A 19,238-nucleotide genomic window follows, 5' to 3' on the forward strand; every position below is an offset into this window, starting at 1 on the left:
GCGGCGGGTCCCTCCCTCTCCCGCTGGGAGAGGGTTTTCACGTGCCGACTTCCGGAAACCGGAACGCCGCCACGCACCGCCCGCGCCACCAGCGGCCCAGCCAGCTTTCGACGCAGGCCCGGCCCCAGTAGGCGTGGATCATCCGGTCGGGGCCCGAAAGGATCGCGCAGTGCTTGGCCGGCGCGTCCGGGGCCATGCGGAACACCAGCACGTCGCCGGGCTGGGCGGTGGCGAGGTCGAGCGGCGCCAGGGCGCGGCCCAGGGCCTCGAGCAGCAGCTCCCGCCCGCCCAGCTCGGCCCAGTCCGGACGATAGGGCGGCGGCGCTTCCGGCTCGGCCCCGTGCAGCCCCCGCCAGACCCCACGCACCAGCCCCAGGCAATCGCAGCCGACGCCGCGCAGGCTGGCCTGATGCTGGTAGGGGGTGCCCAGCCAGAGGCGGGCTTCGTGGAGGGCGGCGTTTTCAAAACGGTCATCATCCCGGGCGAAGCGAAGCGAAGATCCGGGACCGCCGGAAGCGCCGAGTTCACGCGTCGGTCCCGGATCTTCGCGCTGCGCGCTCGTCCGGGATGACAACGGAAGAAAAGGAGGTGAACGCCTCACCGCCGCCCCCCATCGTTCCGCTCGCCCTCCGACGGGTACAGCGTCAGGAAATCCTCGCCCGGCGCACTGGGGAAGCCACGGAAGTTGACGCCGTTGCCGAACACCTCCCGGCACGTCGCCCAGCGCTTGTCGCAGGTCGCGCCGGGGAACGCCGCGACGTCCACGCCGCACCGCCCGTCCCCGAACGCCGCGTCGCACGACCGGCCGAACGTGCGCCCCGCCACGCGGTCCAGGGCCGCCAGCGGTCCTTCCAGCGCCAGGGTGAAACCCCCGCCCTCGGCCTTGGCGCCGGCGACCGTGGCGCGCCACAGGTCCACGCCCAGGCCCGGCGCCGACCAATCCACGAGCCGGCAAGCCACGGTCGCGCCGTCATAGAGGCCGGCCGCCAGATCGACCTCGGACAGCCCAGCGTCATCGAAGCCGCCGATCGCCGTGGCCGTCCCCGGCGCGAAACCGGCCGCGGTCTCGGCCGCGCCGGCGGTCCAGCCGCTGGCCGCCCGGCAGGTCGCGCCATCGACCGCCAGATCCCGGTCGTGATCGGTGAACCCCAGGCGGACGCCGTCCCTCCGGGTCAGGATCCAGACGTGGCACAGGCTGGCCGCGCCGCTCTCGATCCGCGCGGCCAGGGCCTGCGGCACCGCGCGCATCAGACCCGCACCTCGACCAGGGCCACGGCGCCGACCCGGGCGGCGTTGAAGCTTTCCAGGGTGACGTCGATGCGGTCGCTGTCGAAGCGCACCGGGGTGTCGAACTCGAAACCGGCGGTCACCGCCGCGCCGGCCGCCGGGGCGATGTTGAACGTCACCAGGCCCGTGGCCGTATCGACGCCGAACGCCGCCGGGCCCAGGACCACCCCGGCCACGGCGACCTTGACGGTCCCGGCCACCGGCTTGGCGATCGGCCGGACCACCGCCGTCGCGCCGTCGCCATAGGTCTTGGCCAGGGCGAAGGTCTTGCGGCTCCCGTCGCCGGTCCCGATCGCCTGGTCGCCGGCGGCCGGGGTCATCGACGGCGCGCACGAGCGGCAGTCGGCCGGGTCGCGGAACCGGAAGCCGAACAATCGCCCGCTCCGTTCCTCGAAGAAGGCCACCAGGGCGGCGGCGTCGTCCAGCGGCCGCGTCGCCGTGCCGATCAGGTAGCGCCGGCGGCCCTGGGCCCAGGGGCTGGACCGCCGCTCGAAGCCCGAGCCGAGGGTCACCACCTGGGTCCGCCGCTCGACCCCGCCGGTGCAGCCGAAAGCCAGGCGCGCGGGCAGGCGCGCCTCGTGGAACGCGCTCATGGCGACGTCTCCTTGCCTGTAAAAACCCTCTCCCATGGGGAGAGGGAGGGGCCCATGCGAAGCATGGGAGGGTGAGGGGGTAAGGCGTCCGACGGCGTGCCGGCAGGGCGCTAAGGGAAAACGGAGAGAGCGTGATCCCTCACCCTCCCACCGCTACGCGGCGGGCCCCTCCCTCTCCCGCTGGGAGAGGGTTTTGGGCGCCGGGTTAAACCTGCGTCATGACCCGCAATTCACTTAAACCGCGAGTTCGCCGGCCCTAGTCTCTTCTCAAGATTGGAGACTTCTCATGGACTGGAAATCGCTGTTCTTCACCGCCGACGGCCGCATCGGCCGCCAGGCGTTCTGGATCGGCTGGTTGATGCTGCTGGGCGTTCACGTGGTGGCCGGTTGGGTCCCGCTGATCGGCTGGGCCCTGGGGCTGGCGGCGCTGTTCGCCTCGGTCTGCCTCTACACCAAGCGCCTGCACGACATGGGCCGCACCGGCTGGTGGCAGGTGCTGCCGATCGTGCTGGGCCCGGTGCTGATCCTCGGCTCGGCCATGACGATCGGCTTCGGCGCGTTGCTCGGCGAACTGACCAATATCGGCGACGGCTGGGCCCTGGCCGGGGTCGGCGGCCTGTTCGTCAGCCTGGCCATCGCCTTCGTGGTGATGATCGGCTTCACCCTGTGGGTGGGGACCGCCGAAGGCCAGCCGGGCGAGAACCGCTACGGCGAACCGCCGCTGACGACCGTGCTGGCTTAACCGCAAAACCGAAACGCTGGTTTTTAGACTTTCCCCACCGCTCCGGCGGTGGGGAAATGCCGCATGGCTTTCTACACCTACATTGTCGTCAGTGGACAGAACGGCACGCTCTACGTCGGCTCCACCGATGATCTGCCACGGCGGATCGAGGAGCATCGCGACAGGCTCCATGACGGCTTCACGGCGAAATACGGCTGCACCATCCTCGTCTGGTATGAAGTGTTCGAGTCGCGCGATGAAGCATTTCGACGCGAACGACGGATCAAGGAATGGCGACGGTCCTGGAAGCTGATGCTGATCGAGGCCGAAAACCCGACTTGGCGGGATCTGTTCGCCGAACTGAACCTAAACGCCTAATTCCCAAAACTCCGCTCATCCCGGCGAATGCCGGGACCCAGATCCCTTAGCGGTGTGGTGATTTGGAGAAGCTCTGAGTCTATGGCGTCAGCCCCGCCGCCATTCCATCTGGGTCCCGGCATTCGCCGGGATGAGCGGGCAAAAAAGGGAACCCTACAGCCGTCGCGCCCCCAAACTCACCGCCCGGGCCAGGGCCTGGGCCAGCTGGGCGTCGGAGCGGGCCAGGCTGGCGGTGTCGCCACCCTGGACGTTGACGGTGACGTTGACCCCGCCGGTTCCGACCGGCTCGATCGCCCCGCCGGTCGCCGGGCGGAACAGTTCAGGCCCGCGCTCGCCGACCAGATAGGCGCCGCCCGCCGTCACCGCGCCGCCGTCGGCCCTCGCTCCGGAAAACGCCGAACCGACCGCGCCGGCCAGGGCCTGGACCAGGCCGCCGCCTCCGGCTCCGCCCGCCCCCGCCGAGACCGCCTCCAGCACCGCTCGCGCCAGCTCGGCCAGGCTGATCTTGCCGTCGGCGGCGGCGTGGGCCAGCGAGCGGGCCAGGCCCGTCCCGGCCTTGGCGAACGCCTCGTCGATGGCGCGCGCCGCCTGCTCGGCCGGGGCCTTGAGGGCCGACAGGGTGGCGGCGGCCTCGGTGGCGCGGGCCGGGACGGCGTCGAGGCCGCCTTCATCGAAATCGCTCATGGAACCTCCTCGTCGGGAAAGCGGGCGACCAGGGCCGCCAAGGCGTCGCGGCTCAGGACCGGCGCGGCCTGGGCCTCGGTCAGGGCTCGCCACTCGGCCAGGGACAGCCGCCAGAAGGCCTCGGGCGGGATCGACAGCCGCAGCGCCAGCCGCAGGGCCGCGCGCCAGTCGGCGTTCACGCGCAGGCCGCCTTCACGCACAGGCGGAGAGGGCGGCCGCCACCGCCGCCACCGCCTCGGGAACCGAGACCGGACGCTGGGAGAGCACGGCCGGATCCTCGCCGCCGCCCTCGAGCAGGGCGGCCAGCACGGCGGTCAGCTCCGTGGCCGACAGGCGGCCGAAGCGTTGCGGCAGCTGGCTCCAGTCGTCCAGCCGCAGCGCCGCCTCGATGCGGGCCAGGGCGCCCAGGGTCAGGCACAGGCGGCGCGGGGTTCCGGCCAGAGGGACGGTGACCTCGCCGCGGGCGGGGTTGGGTGTGGGCATGGGTGTCATCCTTCTCCTCCCCGTGAAACGGAGGAGGTGGCGCGATGCGAATACGCATCGTGACGGAGGGGGCGAGGGACAGGACTCGGAGCGCGCGGACGCCCTCTCCACCACTTCGTGGTCCCCCTCCCCCGTTTCGCGGGGGAGGAGAAAACTCAGATCGCCGTGAACGTCACCGCCCCGGCCGAGGCCAGCGACAGGGCGAACGCCGCCTCGCCGTCGTGCTCGCCGGCATATTCCAGGGCCGCCACCAGGAACGGCCCCTCCAGCTGCGCGAAGTCGGGGATCACCAGCCGCCAGGTGCGGGCGGTCTGGGCGAAGAAGCTGTCGCGGACGGCGGCGTCGGAGGCCGCGTCGCGAAACACTCCCGAGCCGGAGACGGCGACCGAGCGCACGCCCGATCCGGCCAGCAGCTCGCGCCAGCGGCCGGCGCTGTCGCCGTCGGTGGCGTCGATGGTCGCGGCGTTGAGGCTGATGGCGCGGGCCCGCAGGCCGGCCACGGTGACGAAGGCCTGGGGCGACCCGCCGTCGCCGATCTTCAGGAGGATGTCTTTGCCGGCTTGGGCGGCCATGGGGGTGCTCCGTCTGCTCCCTTCCCCCTGGAGGGGGGAAGGGCTGGGGATGGGGGTGGAAGAGGTTCAGGAAGTGGCTCGGCCGAGCTCAAGCCCGCCGCCGACGCCACCCCCACCCCTGCCCCTCCCCCCTCCAGGGGGAGGGAACGACAATCGTCAGATCGCTTCCGTCACCGCCCGCACTCGCAGCACGCCCAGCGACAGTTCGCGGTCGGCGGCGCGGAAGACGTCGGCATAGGTCACTCTCAGCGTAACCAGCCGCCGGCCCTCGACCGGAGGCGCGGCGTTGTGCAGGGCGGCGCGGACGGCGGCGGTGATGGCCCGCGCCTCCTCCGGCCCGCCGAACTTCGAGGCGCAGGTCAGGGTGACCAGGTGCTCCAGACCCCCGCTCGCCTGGGCGTCGTCCGGGCCGAACGGCCGGCTCTCCTGGCGGCTGACGATCACGCAGGGATAGGTGGGCTTGCGCGGTGGATCGACGTGGACCCGCTGGGCGACCAGGACGGCGACGGCCGGGGCGCCTTTCAGGGCCTCGACCAGGGCGGCGGTCAGGGCCGCCTCGGGACCCAAATTCCCGGGGCCGCTCACAGCCGCGCCGTCCGGTAGGGGGCCAGCCACGGCTCGACCAGGCCCGGCGGCGGCTCGGCGCTCGGCTCGGAAGACTGGCCGCGATGCTCGTAGGCGTGGGCGACCAGGGTCAGGACCGCCAGGCGCAGGGGCGCGGGGCTGGCGGGGCTCAGGGCCAGGCCGACGGCCGCGGCGACCCGCGCCTCGGCGGCGTCGATCAGCAGGCCGACCAGGGCGTCCTCGGCGGCGTCGGCCACGCGCAGGAAACCCTTGGCCTCGGCCAGGGTGGTGGAGAGGGGCATGTTGGGGGATTCCTGGAAGGAAGGGACTCCCCCCTCTGGTCCTTCGGACCACCTCCCCCACAGGGGGAGGATTTGATCGCGAAGTCCTCCCCCTGTGGGGGAGGTGTCGGCGAAGCCGACGGAGGGGGGAGGTTTGAGGCGTCAGGCCACGTCTACGAAACCGCGAACTTCAGCAGCTTGATGGCGTCGAAGTTCTGCACCCCGCCGCCGACCCGCTTGGTGGTGTAGAACAGCACGTGCGGCTTGGCCGAATAGGGGTCGCGCAGCACCCGCACCCCGGCCCGGTCGACGATCAGGTAGCCCTTCTCGAAGTCGCCGAACGCGATGGCCAGGCCGTTGGCGGCCACGTCGGGCATGGCCTCGATCTCGGTGACCGGATAGCCCAGCAGCGACGCCGACTGCCCCGGCTGCAGCGCCGCGTTCCAGATGTAGTTGCCCTGGGCGTCCTTGAACTTGCGCACGGCGCTGACCGTGCGGCGGTTCATCACGAAGCGGCCGTTCTGGCGGTACTGGGTCTTGGCCGCGTAGATCAGGTCGATCAGCTTGTCGGTCGGGTTGGACGCCGGCCAGGCGCCCGCCACGCCGGTGGCCAGGTAGCCGACCTGGCCCCAGGTCGCGGCGGCGTCGGCCGCGGCGGTGTAGGCCAGCAGGCCCTTGGGCTTGTTGACCCCATCGCCGGCGACGAAGGCGGCGGTCTCCTGGGCGGCGAAGGCGTCCTGCACCTCCTCGGCCAGCCACTCGTCGATATTGACATAGGCGTCGTCGAGCAGGGCCTGGGTGGCGGCCGGGCTGGCGTAGAGCTCGCCGGCCGGGAAGTCGATGACGTCCAGGGTCGGCGCCGCGGTCTCCGGCCGGACGGCGGTCTCGGCCACCCAGCTGGCGGCCAGGCCGGCGGTCGACACCGGCTTGCGGAACGTGCCCGAGCCGATGGTGCGCACCTGGCAGATGTCGCGCATCGGCGAGGTGGCCTGCAGGCGGCGCAGGATCTGCCGTTCCAGCTCGGCCGGGGCGACATAGCCGCCGGCGCTGGCCACGCCTTCCGACAGGCCCTTGGCCTCGAGCAGCAGGGACGGGGTCTCGCCGGTCTTCATGTAGCGGTCGAAGGCGGCCTTGCGCTCGTCGACACGCGCCAGCGGCGCGTCACCGCCAACCAGAGGCCGCCGGGCGTCGGCCAGCACGCGGTCCAGCCGGCCCTGCGCTTCGGAAACGGCCACGTCGATGCGGGCGACCTTCTCCTCCAGCAAGACGTCGGCCCGCTTGGTCTCCAGCGCGGCCAGGCGCTGGTCGTTGGCGGCCTTGAAGCCCTCGAACGCCGCCAGCACCTCGTGCAAGGCCGCGCGGGCCTCCGGCGAGGCCGCGGCCTGTTTGGTTTCCTTCATGGGAATCTCCGTTTGAAAGGTCCTCCCCCTGTGGGGGAGGCGATCGCGAAGCGATCGGTGGGGGGAGTTTTGGAGGGCTGGGATCACTCCCCCCTCCGTCGGCTCCGCCGACACCTCCCCCACAGGGGGAGGAATGGGATCAGCCGACGCGCTTCAGCCGCGCGCCCGGCAGCATCGGGAAGGTGACGATCGACACCTCCCACAGCTCGACCTCGCGCAGTACCCGCAGGCGGCCGGTGTCGTCGGGTCTCGCCTTCACGGCCCGGAAGCCGATCGACAGGCCGTCCAGCGCCCCGGCCTCGACCAGGGCGGCGACCAGGCGGCCTCTCGGGGTCGTGCGCAGGATCCGCCCACGGACGAACAGGCCCTTGGTGTCCTCGACGATCGCGTCCCAGACCCCGACCGGCTCGGCGTCGTCGTGCTGGTGCAGCATCTTGACGCCGGCCGGGCTGGTGCGGGCCAGGCTGGCCTGAAAGGCGCCGGCGGCGGTGACGTCGTCGTTGAGGTCGCGCGTCCAGAACAGCGAGGCGTGGCCTTCGATGGGGAGGTCTTCGGACATGTAAGGGCTCCGTGGTCCGCCCTCGTCCTTCGACAAGCTCAGGATGAGGGCTAATTCCAGCGCGGCGATTGCATTCGAAGTCCTCATCCTGAGCTTGTCGAAGGACGAGGATTTCGCTCTACGGCCGGTCCAGCTTGGTCTCGATCCGGGCCAGCGAGGCCCGCGTGGCGTCGGCCTGGGTCTCCAGCCGCGCCAGGCGTTCGGCGACCGGGGCCTGGGCGTCGAGGCGCTGGCGCAGGTCGTCGATCCGCGCCGAGGCCCGCCCGGCCCACATCAGGGCGGCGGCGGCCTGCAAGGCCACGGTCACCAGCAGGGCGACGGAGATCTGGCGGTCGAAGCGCCAGCGGTTGGTGGTTGTCGTCATGGGGGATCTCCTGGGCCGTCGGCCGATGAGACAAGGTCCTCCCCCCGTGGGGGAGGCGGCCGAAGGCCGGTGGGGGGCGTTTTCGGAAGGTCGATCGTGGATTCGGCCATCGGCCGATCACGCCCCCCTCCGTCGGCTTCGCCGACACCTCCCCCACAGGGGGAGGATCTGGATCGTGCTACCCCTCCAGCCCCGCCAGCCGCCGCCGCTCGTCGTCGGTCAGGAAACTGGCCCCCTCCAGCCGCGCCCACAGCGCATCCCGCTCGGCCGACAAGGCCGGCACAGCGTCGAGATCACAGCCCACCCGCGCGTCCGGGAACTTCGGCGCCAGCCACGCCGACAGCGCCCGCGCCGCCCGCTCGGCCAGGGGGACCACGGTGTGCCGCCAGAACGCCCCGTTGGCCTCGCGATAGTTGGCGTAGGTCGCGTCGCCGGGGATACCGAGGAGCTGCGGCGGCACGCCGAACGCCAGGGCGATCTCGCGGGCGGCGGCGTGCTTGCCGGCGATGAAGTCCATGTCGGCCGGGGTCAGCGACATCGGCCGCCAGTCCAGCCCGCCCTCCAGCAGCAGCGGCCGGCCGGCGTTGGCCGTGCCGGCGTGGGCGTCGCTCAGCTCGGCCTTCAGCCGCTCGAACTGCTCGGCGGAGAGCCGGTCGCCAGCCTCGCGGTTGGCGTAGACCAGGGCCCCGGACGGTCGGGCCGAATTGTCGAGCAGAGCCTTGTTCCAGGCCCCCGAGGCGTTGTGGACGTCGATGGCGAAGGCCGCGGCCTCCAGCGGCGAAAAGCCATAGTGGTCGTCGGTGGGGTTGAACAGTTTCAGGTGCAGCACCGGCAGCCAGCCGGCGGCGTCGCGGCCGATCCGCGCCGTGCGGCCGGCGGCCTGGTAGTCATAGGCCAGCGGCCAGCCGCGCGGGCCGGGCACCACGGTCATCCGGTCGGGCCGCAGGGCGTAGAGCTCGGTGGGGACGGCGTCGCCAGAGGCTTCCAGATAGCCGTTCCCTGCCACCTGCAAGTGGCCGAAGAACGCCTCCATCAGGTCGGCCCCGCCCTGTTCGGGGTTGGGGGCCTGGAGCAGTTGGCGCAGCGGATGGTCGTCGGCGCGCTTGCCGCCAACGAACACGGCCAGCGGCACGGCCGCCGCGGCCTCGGCGATCATCCGCACGCAGCGATAGGCGATCGGGTTCTTGGCGAAGCCCTCGGACGCCAGGGCCGCATAGTCGCGCGGCGTCCAGCGCGGCCGGCCGGCGGTGGTGATGGCGATCAGCCGCGCGGCGCGGGAGTCCTTGGTCTCCGGCGGGCGGCGGGGTCGAAACAGGGGCATGGGAGGGCCTCGCGGAAGTTGAGAACAAATAGAGAACATGCTATGGGTGCGCAATGGCATAACCAACGCCTCCCCCTGTGGGGGAGGTGGCGCGAAGCGCCGGTGGGGGGAGTGAAACAAGATGCGAGAACCCAAGGCCTTCATCACCAAGGCCCGCGAACTTCGAAAAGATATGTCTCTGCCCGAACGCTTGCTGTGGTCAGCCCTCAGAAGCTCGCAGCTCGACGGTTTGAGATTCCGCCGACAGCATCCGATGGGTCCCTACGTCTTCGATTTCTTCTGCGGCGCGGCGCGCCTGGCGGTCGAGGTGGACGACTGCGCCCACGACATGGGCGATCAGCCGGAGCGCGACGCGGTGCGGGACGCCTGGATGGCGGACCGTGGGATCCGCACGCTTCGGATCCCGGCAGGGTGGGTATTGGAGTCGGTAGACATCGCGGTCGCCGCCATACGGTCGGACCTTGCCGAACACTCCCCCCACCGGCCCTTCGGGCCACCTCCCCCACAGGGGGAGGCGTTCGGTACTGGCATGCCTCCCCCTGTGGGGGAGGTGTCGGCGAAGCCGACGGAGGGGGGAGTGTCGTGAACGTTCAAAGCACGCTCAACCGCGGCCGCCTCCCCACCCCCAGCATCAGCTCGCTCAGCGCCCAGACCAGGGCGTCCGCCCGGTCCGGGCTGTGGCCCAGGTCCCCAGACCCCAGCGCCATCAGTTCCTCCTCCAGGGCCGGGAACGCGCCGCAGTGGACGACACGGCCCTGTTCGTACAAGGCCGCCACCGGTTCGGCCCTGGCCCGCTTGCCGATCGAGGCCTTGACCAGCTTGACCGCGCAGGGCGGCGCGGCCTGGGCCAGGACGGCGCGGACCATGTCGCCGCCCTGGTTGGCCTCGGCGACCAGCGCGTCGGCGTTCCAGGCCACGGCGGCCTCCACCGCCCGCCGGGCCCAGCCGTGGGGCGACAGGCCGCGCGCCGTGCGGTCGGCCAGGACGAAGGCCCGGCCGTCGAACCGGCCGCAGACCACGATGCCGCAGGCGTCGCCCGTGGCGGTGGCCGGCGGGTCGACCGCCACGACCACCCGGTCAAAGGCGGCCGGCGGCGCGCCCCGGCAGCGGGCCAGGTCCTCGGCCCGGAACAGCCCGCCTTCGCCCTCGACGATCAGGCCGTCCAGCTCCTGGGCGGCCAGCCGCGTGCCGCCGTACAAGCCCTGCAGGGTGCTCAGGAAGGCCGGCGCCAGATGGTCGGCGTTGGCCGAGGTCGGGGCGCGGGTCTGGGCTGTGCCCGGCTCGGCGATCAGGGCCCGCAGGGCGCGGATCGGCCGGGGCGTGGTGGTGACCACCAGGCGAGGGTCCTGGCCCAGGCGCAGGCCGAACCGCAGCATGGCCAGGGTCTCGGCGGGTTTGGGCCAGGCGCAGAACTCGTCGGCCCAGGCGGCGTGGAACTGCGGACCGCGCAGGCTGTCGGGATCCTCGGCCGAGAAGGCCTGGGCGACGGCGCCGCTCTTCCAGACCAGACGCTTGCGGGTGGCTTCCCAGCGCGGCCGCTCGCCGGCCGGGAACAGCGATTTGATGCCGGAAGGCCCCTCGACCATCACCTCGCGCACGTCGTGGAAGGTGGGACCGACCAGGGCCAGGTTGCAAGGGCCCGTCGCCAGCCCGGCGATCCACGACGCCCCGGCGAAGGTCTTGCCCGCGCCGCGACCGCCCAGGAACAGCCAGGTGGTCCAGGGGTCAGGCGGGGGTTTCTGGTGCGTCTGCGGCGGTCGCCACGCCGCCAGGCAGCGCTCCACCACCGACCACGGCGCTTCCGTGGTCCAGAGATTTAGATTCTCGGGCGTCGCCAACCAGCGCCAGTCGGCGGCGGATTTCGGCGCGAACTTCTTCCACCCGCTCGGGGGTTCGACCAGAGTCGTCATCCATTTCCATCTCCGGGTTTGCGTCGATGTCGTTCTCGTTGGCGGCCGGAGCCTTCGACGCCGAAGCGTCGGCGACCTTGACCTGGTCGGCCACGCCCTTGCGGCTCATCGCTAGGGCGCCGCTGAGGCGACGGCTGGCCAGGCCGGCGCCGGCGACCAGCGTGTTGACCTCGGTCTCGGAGCGCTGGGCGGCGACGGTCTTGATCCGCCGCACGTTGTCGACATGCACCTGGACCAGCTCGACGTCGCTGGCTCGCATCCGCTCTTCGGGGCTCATCTCGCTTCTCCCGGCCATGACACAAAGATACGGGAGCAGCGGGCGCCGCTGATAAGTTTGGGTCGAGAAAGTTTAGGGCGTTGATTTTGCTGGCGTTCGCACGCCAGCCGCCGAGGACGGACGGCGCTCTATCCCCGTGAAGGGGTCCGCCAGGCATCGAATGGACCAATCATTTTGGCTCGGCGGCTCAGTCTTTGAGCCAGAACGCCGTCTCCTTGGCGGCCGTGGCGCAAAAGCCGGGCGTGCGCTTGCCGTCCGGCCCGCCGCACCAGGCCGCCGTGGCGCGCGGCCCTTCATTGGATTGATAGCTCACCCTTGCCGCGTCGATGATCGCGTAGCGGTCGGCGCCGGAGGCCGGCTCGTTGATCCAGGTCAGGTTGAGGGCCGCCATGCCGTTGTCCAGCTTCGTGAAGGCATAGAGGGTAGTCATGAACCGCTGGTCCGCCTTCAGGGCCACGGCGCGATCCGCCACTGCCCCGATCACCTGGGCGGCGGTCCGGACGTGGACCTCCTCGTTCTCCTCTGAACTCTGGCCCAGCGGATAGGTGACCTGGTCGAACGGCGAGGGGCGTTGCTCGATCTCGCCCATGAATCCGTCGGACAGCATCCGCGACGCGGTCGCGAAGCGCTGGTAGCCGTGACGCGGCCCCCACGGGCAGCCGACCACCGACCAGGACGCGCCTTCGGTGGTCATGACCAGCGACTTGATCAGCACCGCCGGGTGGGCCGGATGGCCAAAGCGGGTGAAGATGTAGAGCTCACCGGAGCCCTCCAGGGCGTAAACCTTCACCTTGGCCCACAGCGTTGGCCGGGTTGGATCGGTGGCGGCGGTCGTCGGCTGCACGGCCTCATAGCCCGAAAGCCCCCACGCGTGCCGCTTGGCGTACGTCTCGAACGCCGCATAGCCCGCCCCGCAGTTCGGCCGCGACATGTCGACCCAGCCAGATCCGGTCGGAAAGGGCTGGAACGGCTTGTCCTGCTTTGGCTCACAACTCGTCGCCAGCAGACTGAAGGCGACGACGAACATCAGACGGAAATACTTGAGGCGCCCCATGCGTCCAGAAGACGCGACAGCAGCGCTTGGCGCAAGACCGAAGCGATCTCGCGCCCCTACCCCGCCACCGCGTCCCGCCTTGATCGGCGACAGGGCCTTCAGCTCGTCCAGGCCCTTGACGCTGTTCCTGGTGGGGCTTCAACGCCGCAAGGACGCCCTGCACCGATCCCCCACCCGACCCGCTACGCGGGCCACCCTCCCCGAAAGGGGGAGGGACGGGATGATTTTGGATTTTCAGGTAGCCGCCCCCTCAATCCTCCGGGTCGTAGTCCACGTCGCTCTTGTCGTACATCAGGTCGGTCGCCACGAAGTCCATGGCGTCCTCGGCGTCGACGAACGACAGCTCAGACACCGTCTGGTCGCGCACCGAGATCCCCGCCTTGTGGACGCTGTCGCGGTCGCCGGTGATCAGCGGATGCCAATTGGGCAGGGTCTTGCCCTCGTGCAGCCGGCGATAGGCGCAGGACGGCGGCATCCATTCCAGGTTCTCGATATTGTGCGGCGTCAGCTTGATGCAGTCCGGCACGGTCTTGCGGCGGTTCGCATAGTCCTTGCAGGTGCAGCGGTGCTCGTCGAACAGCTGGCAATGCACCCGCGTGGGGATGATCTCGCCGGTGTCTTCGTCTTCGAAGCGAACCAGGCAGCAAAGGCCGCAGCCGTCGCATAGGCTCTCCCACTCGGGGACAGTCATCTGGTTTAGGGACTTCGTCTCCCAGAAAGGTTTGCGCGCCATGATCCCGGCGTCCTAAACCCAATCGCCGCCAATACCAAACGGGACCATGGGGCCGACGTGAACGACTGGACGCTGCCGCCCTACCGGTTCGACGACAAGGACGGGGGCCCCAAGCCCGCGCCGCCGCCGCAATTCGGGTCCGCGCCGCCGCCTTCCCCGCCGCCGCAGCCCCCGCCCCGCCCCGAGCCGGAGGAGCCGTTCCGCGCGGATTTGAAGCACGCCAAGGCCAAGAAACGCCGGTGGATCTGGTGGACCCTGGCCATCGTCGTGCTGCTGGGCCTGGCCGGCGCCGCCGGCGGGGCCGGCTATGTGTGGTGGAAATACCTGCGCGACACCCCGACCCTGCCGTCGCGCGAGGCGCTGTTCGCCGTCAACCGCGCCCCGGGCATCCGCTTCGAGGACCGCAACGGCCAGGTGATCGCCAGCCGCGGCCCGCGCTACGGCCAGCGCATCACCCTGGCGGCCGTGCCCAACTACCTGCCGCTGGCCTTCATGGCCGCCGAGGACAAGCGCTTCTACAAGCACGGGGCCGTCGACCCGTACGGCATCGTCCGCGCGGCCTGGGTGAACCAGCGGGCCGGCCGCACCGTGCAAGGCGCCTCGACCCTGAGCCAGCAGCTGGCCAAGGGCCTGTTCCTGACCCCCGACCGCACCGTGAAGCGCAAGCTTCAGGAGATGCTGATGGCCCACCGGCTGGAGCAGGTGCTGACCAAGGACGAGGTGCTGGAGCTGTATCTGAACCGGGTGTTCTTCGGGGCCAACACCTTCGGGGTCGACGGGGCCAGCCGCACCTATTTCGGCAAGCCGGCCAGCGACCTGACCCTGTCGGAATCGGCTCTGCTGGCCTCGCTGCCCAAGGCCCCCTCGCGCCTGGCCCTGACCCGCGACATGAGCGGCGCCCTGGCCCGCTCGCGGCTGGTCCTGGCCAACATGCGCAAGGAGGGCTGGATCACCGCCGAGCAGGAGAGCCAGGCCCTGGACGACACCCCGCGCCTGTCGCCGTTGGCCGTGGCCGACGAGGGCGACTACGGCTGGGTGCTGGACTACGCCACCACCGAGGCGGTGCGCATCGCCGGCCAGAACGCCCCCGACCTGGTGGTGCGCCTGACCATCGATCCGCGCCTGCAGCACGTGGGCGTCGAGACCGTCCGCGAGGCGATCCGGCTGGGCGGCGAGAGCGCCGGGGCCCGCCAGGCGGCCCTGCTGTCGCTGTCGTCCGACGGGGCCGTGCGGGCCATGGTCGGCGGCACGGACTATATCGAAAGCCCGTTCAACCGCGCCGTCCAGGCTCGCCGCCAGCCGGGCTCGACCTTCAAGCCGTTCGTCTACGCCGCCGCCCTGGAGAAGGGCGTGCTGCCCACCGACATCCGGGTGGACGAGCCGGTGCGGTTCGGCGACTGGGCGCCCGAGAACTACGCCGGCGGCTATCGCGGTCCGATGACCGTGCAGGCCGCCCTGGTCAATTCGATCAACACCATCGCCGTCAAGCTGGCCCAGGAGGCCGGCGGCCCGGCGATCGGCGACCTGGCCCGGCGGTTCGGGATCACCAGCCTGCCGTCCAACCCCGACCTGTCGGTGGCGCTGGGGGCCTATGAGGTGAACCTGCTGCAGCTGACCTCGGGTTTCCAGGTGTTCCAGCAGGGCGGGAACCGCGTCGAGCCCTATGTCATCGAGAGCATCGCCACCCAGGACGGCACGCCGATCTTCAGCCACACCGTCCCGGCCACGCCGGTCAGCGTCTACGACATCAGCAAGGCCAGCATGATGGTCAAGATGATGAAGAAGGTCGTCGAGGTCGGCACCGCCAAGCGGGCCGCCTTCGGCTGGCCGGCGGCCGGCAAGACCGGCACCAGCCAGAACTGGCGCGACGCCTGGTTCGTGGGCTTCACCCCCGACTACGTGACCGGCGTCTGGGTGGGCAACGACGACGACCGGCCGATGAACAAGGTGGTCGGCGGCGACATCCCGGCCAGCATCTGGCGGCGGTTCATGCTCAGCGCCCACGAGGGCCTGGCGGTCAAGGATTTCCCCTGGCTGTTGCCCGACCCCGCGCCGCAGTCCTCGCCCGACCCGCGCAATGGCTTCTACGAGACCCTGTCGGCGGAGTTCGCCCGCGCGGCCTCGGAGCTGGAGCCGACCGCCGAGCCGGAGACGCCCGCTCCGTCCCCGCCGCCGGAACAGCTGCCCTACTAGGGGCGTGATGATTCACGGCAGAATCGCCATTTTGGATCCGTTTCCCCGGCGAAGGCCGGGGCCCAGGTTCAGCCGTCGTATTGGACGATGACCCGAACGCTCCACCCTATGATCTGGGCCCCGGCCTTCGCCGGGGAAACGGAATGGGGTGGGCGGTTCAGTTCAAGATCATCACGCCCTAGGGGCGCCAAGGACACACCGGGGACACACGCTCGCGTCGCCGCCCGCGCCCCATTTGGCCGGGTCGGTCGGACGGGCGCGCGCCCCTCGCCGTCTGGTCGCCGGCGCTCCGGCCGGCCCTCGCCGCGGCTCGAATCATCGAGCTTCGCCGAAACCATATCGACTTTCGATGAGGTACCCGTTCAAATACTTACCGATATGTAATGGTATCGATAAGGTTACAGCGTTCCGCGAACCAAGATACTACGGCCAAGTTTACATATCGTCGTTATCTTTGCCTTCATATTTCCCCCAAGAAACTAAAATGACTTAATCACGCCCCATTCAAGCGGAGCCGTTGCTTGGATGTGACAGTTCAAGACATATTGATTACACGACCACCTCGGCCGTTGACTGACAGCTTAAGCGGCCTATCCCAAACGCAACCGAAGCCCTCCCGGGGGCGCTCGGGAAACCTGAAGCTGACAGGGCCGCGGATGGGCAGGTCGATCGACCCCAAGCCCGCGCGCTCGGAGGGACCGGACATGAAATTCCAGATCACACGCGGGCGCCTGCTCGCGACGACGATGATGGTGGGGGTCGCCTTCGCCGGCTTCGCCGCCAACGCCCAGACCGCGCAACCCGCCCAGACCGCCCCGGTCGCCACCGCCCCGGCCGATAACGAAGTCGAAGCCGTGGTCGTCACCGGTTCGCTGCTGCGCCGCACCGACACCGCGACCCCGTCGCCGGTCACCATCCAGACCACCGAACAGCTGAAGGCCCAGGGCATCACCACGATCGCCGACGCGATCCGCAGCCTGTCGGCCGACAACTCCGGCTCGATCCCGGCCGCCTTCGGCAACGGCTTCGCCGCCGGCTCGACCGGCGTGTCGCTGCGCGGCCTGTCGGTCAACTCGACCCTGGTGATGATCGACGGCCTGCGCAACGCCAACTACCCGCTGGCCGATGACGGCCAGAAGGCGTTCGTCGACCTCAACTCGATCCCGTTCAACGCGGTCGAGCGCATCGAGACCCTGAAGGACGGCGCCTCGTCGCTGTACGGCGCCGACGCCATCGGCGGCGTGGTCAACATCATCATGAAGTCGAACTACCAGGGCATGAGCGCCGACGCCTCGATCGGCGCCAGCGAGCACGGCGGCGGCGACCAGTACCGCTTCAGCGCCGACATCGGCCACGGCGACCTGGATACCGACAAGTACAACCTGTACGCCGACTTCGAGTACCAGCTGGACAAGCGCATCCGCATCGACCAGCGCGGCTTCCCGTTCAACACCAACGACCTGACCTCGATCCCCGGCGGCCAGAACAACAATCCCCAAGCGGGCGGCAGCACCTTCTACGGCAACGTCAAGCCGGCCTTCCTGACCGAAGCCGGCAACCTGGCCAGCGGCCAGGCGATCGGCGGCGCGGGCAACGAATGGCGTCCGCTGCGCCCCTGCGCCGCCGACGCTCCGCTGACCGTCGACGACCGCATCGACGACGCCACCGGCCAGTCGATCGGCTCCTACTGCGCCCAGAACATCGCCACCTTCGGCGACATTCAGCCCAAGCAGGAGCGCATCGCCACCTATGGTCGCTTCACGATCAAGCCGAACGACAACCTCGAGGCCTACCTCAGCGGCAGCTTCGTGCAGAGCAAGACCTCGGTCACCGGCACGCCGGTCAACATCTCGTCCAGCACCCCGCACAACCTGAGCAACCTGGTCCTGCCGATCACCCTGACCGACGGCAGCCTGAACCCGAACAACCCGTTCGCGGCCCAGGGCCAATACGCCCTGATCAAGTACCGCTTCAGCGACCTGCCGGCCAACTCGCAATACACCAACCGCATGGCCCGCATGGTCGGCGGCGTGAAGGGCTCGGCCTATGATTGGGACTACCAGGCCAACCTGGTGATCGCCCATGGCTGGCTGGAAAGCTCGCTGAACGGCTTCGTCAGCTACGACAACCTGATGAAGGTGATCGCCGACGGCTCGTACAACTTCATCGACCCGTCCAAGAACAGCGCCGCGACCCGCAAGGCCCTGTCGCCGGCCCTGGCCAAGACCTCGACCTCGGACCTCGACTCGATCAGCGTCCAGGCCTCGCGCAGCGTGTTCTCCCTGCCGGGCGGCGACGCCCAGCTGGGTCTCGGCGGCGAGTTCCGCTACGAGGCCACCAACGACCCGGCCCTGAACCCGGTCAACGACGCTCAAGGCCTGGGCAACGCCCGCACCATCGGCAACCGCACCGTCGCCTCGGCCTTCGCCGAGCTGGGCATGCCGATCGTCGAGCAACTGGAAGTCAACGTCTCGGGTCGCTACGACCACTATTCCGACTTCGGCGACAACTTCTCGCCGAAGCTGGGCGTGAAGTTCAGCCCCACCAAGGAAATCGCGCTGCGCGGCACGATCTCCAAGGGCTTCCGCGCCCCCAGCTTCTCGGAATCGGGCGACTCCGCCGCCCAGGGCTTCACGACCTTCTCGTTCCAGGACGCGCAGTACGACGCCTTCCGCGCCGCCCACGGCGAAAACGAGTACACCAAGGACTACTCGCTCTCGCTGATCACCACGGCCAATCCGGACCTGAAGCCGGAAAAGTCGACCAGCTACACCTTCGGCGCGGTCTGGGCCCCGACCCGGAACTTCAGCGTCTCGCTGGACTACTACCACATCAAGAAGAACGACGTGATCGCCCAGGCCGCTCCGGGCGCGGCGCTCGACGCCTACTACGCGGGCGAAGCCATCCCGGCCGGCTACACGATCATCGCCGACGCGGTCGACCCCGATCACCCGACCGCCCCGCGCCGCGTGCTCTCGGTCGCCTCGCCCTACATCAACGCCGACTCGCTGGTGACCAGCGGTCTGGACCTCAACGTCCAGGCCAGCTTCTACCTGCCCTACGACGTGAAGTGGACGACCAACCTCGACGCCACCACCCTGTTCGACTTCAAGTACACGCAGGACGGCACGACCTATAACTACGTCGGCAAGGAAGCGCCTTACGCCCTGTCGTCGGGCGCCGGTACTCCGAAGAACCGCCTGTCGTGGAGCAACACCTTCGAGCACGGTCCCATCCACGTGACCGGCACGATGAACTATGTCAGCGGCATGCGGGAAATCGACGACAGCGCGGCCAACGGCTGCCTGTACGGCGACTCCGACTTCTACTGCCGCGTGAAGTCGTTCACGACGGTGGACCTGACCGGCGCCTACGACGTCACCGAAAAGGCCAGCGTCTACGCCGACGTCATGAACCTGTTCGACGCCGGCCCGATGTTCAACCCGGCCAACTACGCCGCAGTGAACTGGAACCCGACCTACTCGCAGTCGGGCATCGTGGGCCGCTACTTCCGGGTGGGCGTCCGCCTGAAGTACTAGGATCTCGCGTACGGGATCATCCGTGCGATCCCGATGAGATAGAGGGGCCGTCCGCAAGGGCGGCCCCTTTTTCTTTGGGCGGGGCAAGGGCGGCGACGGCGGAGAAGCCCGCCTAGAACCTTCTCCCGGAGGGGAGAAGGAGGGGCCCGCGCCGCAGGCGTGGGAGGATGAGGGGCTACACCGTCAGACGGCGTGCCGGCAGGGCGTTTGAGATGAGTGGTGAGAGCGTGACCCCTCACCCTCCCACCGCTGCGCGGCGGGCCCCTGTCCAGCGGATAGAGAGGTGACGATTTAGCCCGGTTGGATGGGTGACAGTTTTTGGCCT

At 69.9% G+C, this 19,238-nt stretch carries 22 protein-coding genes and 1 pseudogene; 5 read left to right on the forward strand and 18 right to left on the reverse strand.

Translation table 11 applies throughout. The annotated features are described in order from the left end of the window. Positions 1–37: 37 nt before the first annotated feature. Genes ASD79_RS25350 through ASD79_RS15015 form a run of 3 tightly spaced genes read right to left on the reverse strand, consistent with a single transcriptional unit; the run spans position 38 to position 1,880 of the window. Entirely contained in the window at positions 38–715 is a 678-nt protein-coding gene (locus tag ASD79_RS25350; RefSeq protein WP_368664866.1) for an NlpC/P60 family protein, read from the reverse strand. Continuing rightward, complete coding sequence (locus ASD79_RS15010) at positions 598–1,248, reverse strand: DUF2163 domain-containing protein (RefSeq protein ID WP_056722988.1); 651 nt, start codon at positions 1,246–1,248, stop codon at positions 598–600. The genes ASD79_RS25350 and ASD79_RS15010 overlap by 118 nt, the downstream gene beginning before the upstream one ends. Beyond that, positions 1,248–1,880, reverse strand: a complete 633-nt coding sequence (locus tag ASD79_RS15015) for a DUF2460 domain-containing protein (RefSeq protein ID WP_056722990.1) — start codon at positions 1,878–1,880, stop codon at positions 1,248–1,250. Before ASD79_RS15015 ends, ASD79_RS15010 begins: the two co-directional genes overlap by 1 nt. Before the next feature lie 286 nt (positions 1,881–2,166). Between ASD79_RS15015 and ASD79_RS15020 the strand changes: the two genes are divergently transcribed. Then, entirely contained in the window at positions 2,167–2,622 is a 456-nt protein-coding gene (locus tag ASD79_RS15020) for a DUF805 domain-containing protein (protein ID WP_056722992.1), read from the forward strand. Between the two features lie 63 nt (positions 2,623–2,685). Then, positions 2,686–2,979: a GIY-YIG nuclease family protein gene (locus ASD79_RS15025; protein ID WP_056722994.1), complete on the forward strand. Its 294-nt coding sequence runs from the start codon at positions 2,686–2,688 to the stop codon at positions 2,977–2,979. 153 nt (positions 2,980–3,132) lie between these two features. Here ASD79_RS15025 and ASD79_RS15030 read toward each other — a convergent pair whose 3' ends face one another. The 11 genes and pseudogenes from ASD79_RS15030 to ASD79_RS15070 form a co-directional block, all read right to left on the reverse strand. Continuing rightward, the gene (locus ASD79_RS15030; RefSeq protein ID WP_056722995.1) at positions 3,133–3,663 is read right to left on the reverse strand and encodes a hypothetical protein; all 531 of its coding nucleotides are present in this window, start codon (positions 3,661–3,663) and stop codon (positions 3,133–3,135) included. Then, positions 3,660–3,842, reverse strand: coding sequence for a phage tail assembly chaperone (locus tag ASD79_RS15035; RefSeq protein ID WP_056723062.1), 183 nt, complete (start codon positions 3,840–3,842; stop codon positions 3,660–3,662). The genes ASD79_RS15030 and ASD79_RS15035 overlap by 4 nt, the downstream gene beginning before the upstream one ends. A 13-nt stretch (positions 3,843–3,855) precedes the next feature. Continuing rightward, positions 3,856–4,146 carry a GTA-gp10 family protein gene (locus ASD79_RS15040; protein WP_056722996.1) on the reverse strand — a complete coding sequence of 97 codons (291 nt, stop codon included), beginning with the start codon at positions 4,144–4,146 and terminating at the stop codon, positions 3,856–3,858. Between the two features lie 155 nt (positions 4,147–4,301). Next, a complete protein-coding gene (locus ASD79_RS15045; protein ID WP_056722998.1) occupies positions 4,302–4,718 on the reverse strand; it encodes a phage major tail protein, TP901-1 family in 417 nt (138 codons plus the stop codon). Between the two features lie 156 nt (positions 4,719–4,874). Further along, on the reverse strand, positions 4,875–5,303 hold the full coding sequence (locus ASD79_RS24700) for a DUF3168 domain-containing protein (RefSeq protein WP_156400524.1): 429 nt from the start codon (positions 5,301–5,303) through the stop codon (positions 4,875–4,877). Beyond that, positions 5,300–5,584, reverse strand: a complete 285-nt coding sequence (locus ASD79_RS24705; protein WP_156400525.1) for a head-tail connector protein — start codon at positions 5,582–5,584, stop codon at positions 5,300–5,302. The genes ASD79_RS24700 and ASD79_RS24705 overlap by 4 nt, the downstream gene beginning before the upstream one ends. 152 nt (positions 5,585–5,736) lie before the next feature. Continuing rightward, positions 5,737–6,963: a phage major capsid protein gene (locus ASD79_RS15055; protein ID WP_056722999.1), complete on the reverse strand. Its 1,227-nt coding sequence runs from the start codon at positions 6,961–6,963 to the stop codon at positions 5,737–5,739. 139 nt (positions 6,964–7,102) lie between these two features. After that, positions 7,103–7,522 carry an HK97 family phage prohead protease gene (locus tag ASD79_RS15060; protein WP_056723000.1) on the reverse strand — a complete coding sequence of 140 codons (420 nt, stop codon included), beginning with the start codon at positions 7,520–7,522 and terminating at the stop codon, positions 7,103–7,105. A gap of 16 nt (positions 7,523–7,538) precedes the next feature. Further along, positions 7,539–7,634, reverse strand: a pseudogene (locus ASD79_RS25175) (hypothetical protein); the annotation flags it as partial. 6 nt (positions 7,635–7,640) lie between these two features. Next, positions 7,641–7,886, reverse strand: coding sequence for a hypothetical protein (locus ASD79_RS15065; protein WP_056723001.1), 246 nt, complete (start codon positions 7,884–7,886; stop codon positions 7,641–7,643). 178 nt (positions 7,887–8,064) lie between these two features. After that, positions 8,065–9,207, reverse strand: a complete 1,143-nt coding sequence (locus ASD79_RS15070; protein WP_056723002.1) for a phage portal protein — start codon at positions 9,205–9,207, stop codon at positions 8,065–8,067. Positions 9,208–9,328: 121 nt separating this feature from the next. On the opposite strand from ASD79_RS15070, the gene ASD79_RS15075 reads away from it, so the two are divergent. Beyond that, entirely contained in the window at positions 9,329–9,793 is a 465-nt protein-coding gene (locus tag ASD79_RS15075; protein WP_056723003.1) for an endonuclease domain-containing protein, read from the forward strand. Positions 9,794–9,797: 4 nt separating this feature from the next. Here ASD79_RS15075 and ASD79_RS15080 read toward each other — a convergent pair whose 3' ends face one another. The 4 genes from ASD79_RS15080 to ASD79_RS15095 form a co-directional block, all read right to left on the reverse strand. After that, positions 9,798–10,994: a DNA-packaging protein gene (locus ASD79_RS15080; protein ID WP_235524464.1), complete on the reverse strand. Its 1,197-nt coding sequence runs from the start codon at positions 10,992–10,994 to the stop codon at positions 9,798–9,800. Beyond that, entirely contained in the window at positions 10,933–11,394 is a 462-nt protein-coding gene (locus ASD79_RS25180) for a hypothetical protein (RefSeq protein WP_235524465.1), read from the reverse strand. The genes ASD79_RS15080 and ASD79_RS25180 overlap by 62 nt, the downstream gene beginning before the upstream one ends. A gap of 187 nt (positions 11,395–11,581) precedes the next feature. Then, positions 11,582–12,448 (reverse strand): hypothetical protein, encoded by an 867-nt coding sequence (locus ASD79_RS15090; RefSeq protein WP_056723006.1) that lies wholly within the window; start codon positions 12,446–12,448, stop codon positions 11,582–11,584. Positions 12,449–12,698: 250 nt separating this feature from the next. Beyond that, entirely contained in the window at positions 12,699–13,184 is a 486-nt protein-coding gene (locus ASD79_RS15095; RefSeq protein ID WP_156400526.1) for a YcgN family cysteine cluster protein, read from the reverse strand. Positions 13,185–13,238: 54 nt separating this feature from the next. On the opposite strand from ASD79_RS15095, the gene ASD79_RS15100 reads away from it, so the two are divergent. Together ASD79_RS15100 and ASD79_RS15105 are read left to right on the forward strand one after the other, a co-directional pair. Next, positions 13,239–15,374 carry a transglycosylase domain-containing protein gene (locus tag ASD79_RS15100; RefSeq protein ID WP_056723008.1) on the forward strand — a complete coding sequence of 712 codons (2,136 nt, stop codon included), beginning with the start codon at positions 13,239–13,241 and terminating at the stop codon, positions 15,372–15,374. A gap of 704 nt (positions 15,375–16,078) precedes the next feature. Then, the gene (locus tag ASD79_RS15105; protein ID WP_056723065.1) at positions 16,079–18,913 is read left to right on the forward strand and encodes a TonB-dependent siderophore receptor; all 2,835 of its coding nucleotides are present in this window, start codon (positions 16,079–16,081) and stop codon (positions 18,911–18,913) included. Positions 18,914–19,238 lie beyond the last annotated feature (325 nt).

The organism is Caulobacter sp. Root655, assembly GCF_001427665.1.
In the GTDB taxonomy this organism is placed as follows: Bacteria; Pseudomonadota; Alphaproteobacteria; order Caulobacterales; family Caulobacteraceae; genus Caulobacter.

What these genes read in the sequence shown, in the direction of transcription:
- ASD79_RS15010 (WP_056722988.1), bottom strand. Translation starts at nt 1,248, where the DNA reads ATGCGCGCGGTGCCGCAGGCCCTGGCCGCGCGGATCGAGAGCGGCGCG.
- ASD79_RS15015 (WP_056722990.1), bottom strand. Translation starts at nt 1,880, where the DNA reads ATGAGCGCGTTCCACGAGGCGCGCCTGCCCGCGCGCCTGGCTTTCGGC.
- ASD79_RS15020 (WP_056722992.1), top strand. Translation starts at nt 2,167, where the DNA reads ATGGACTGGAAATCGCTGTTCTTCACCGCCGACGGCCGCATCGGCCGC.
- ASD79_RS15025 (WP_056722994.1), top strand. Translation starts at nt 2,686, where the DNA reads ATGGCTTTCTACACCTACATTGTCGTCAGTGGACAGAACGGCACGCTC.
- ASD79_RS15030 (WP_056722995.1), bottom strand. Translation starts at nt 3,663, where the DNA reads ATGAGCGATTTCGATGAAGGCGGCCTCGACGCCGTCCCGGCCCGCGCC.
- ASD79_RS15040 (WP_056722996.1), bottom strand. Translation starts at nt 4,146, where the DNA reads ATGCCCACACCCAACCCCGCCCGCGGCGAGGTCACCGTCCCTCTGGCC.
- ASD79_RS15045 (WP_056722998.1), bottom strand. Translation starts at nt 4,718, where the DNA reads ATGGCCGCCCAAGCCGGCAAAGACATCCTCCTGAAGATCGGCGACGGC.
- ASD79_RS24705 (WP_156400525.1), bottom strand. Translation starts at nt 5,584, where the DNA reads ATGCCCCTCTCCACCACCCTGGCCGAGGCCAAGGGTTTCCTGCGCGTG.
- ASD79_RS15055 (WP_056722999.1), bottom strand. Translation starts at nt 6,963, where the DNA reads ATGAAGGAAACCAAACAGGCCGCGGCCTCGCCGGAGGCCCGCGCGGCC.
- ASD79_RS15060 (WP_056723000.1), bottom strand. Translation starts at nt 7,522, where the DNA reads ATGTCCGAAGACCTCCCCATCGAAGGCCACGCCTCGCTGTTCTGGACG.
- ASD79_RS15065 (WP_056723001.1), bottom strand. Translation starts at nt 7,886, where the DNA reads ATGACGACAACCACCAACCGCTGGCGCTTCGACCGCCAGATCTCCGTC.
- ASD79_RS15070 (WP_056723002.1), bottom strand. Translation starts at nt 9,207, where the DNA reads ATGCCCCTGTTTCGACCCCGCCGCCCGCCGGAGACCAAGGACTCCCGC.
- ASD79_RS15075 (WP_056723003.1), top strand. Translation starts at nt 9,329, where the DNA reads ATGCGAGAACCCAAGGCCTTCATCACCAAGGCCCGCGAACTTCGAAAA.
- ASD79_RS25180 (WP_235524465.1), bottom strand. Translation starts at nt 11,394, where the DNA reads ATGAGCCCCGAAGAGCGGATGCGAGCCAGCGACGTCGAGCTGGTCCAG.
- ASD79_RS15090 (WP_056723006.1), bottom strand. Translation starts at nt 12,448, where the DNA reads ATGGGGCGCCTCAAGTATTTCCGTCTGATGTTCGTCGTCGCCTTCAGT.
- ASD79_RS15105 (WP_056723065.1), top strand. Translation starts at nt 16,079, where the DNA reads ATGAAATTCCAGATCACACGCGGGCGCCTGCTCGCGACGACGATGATG.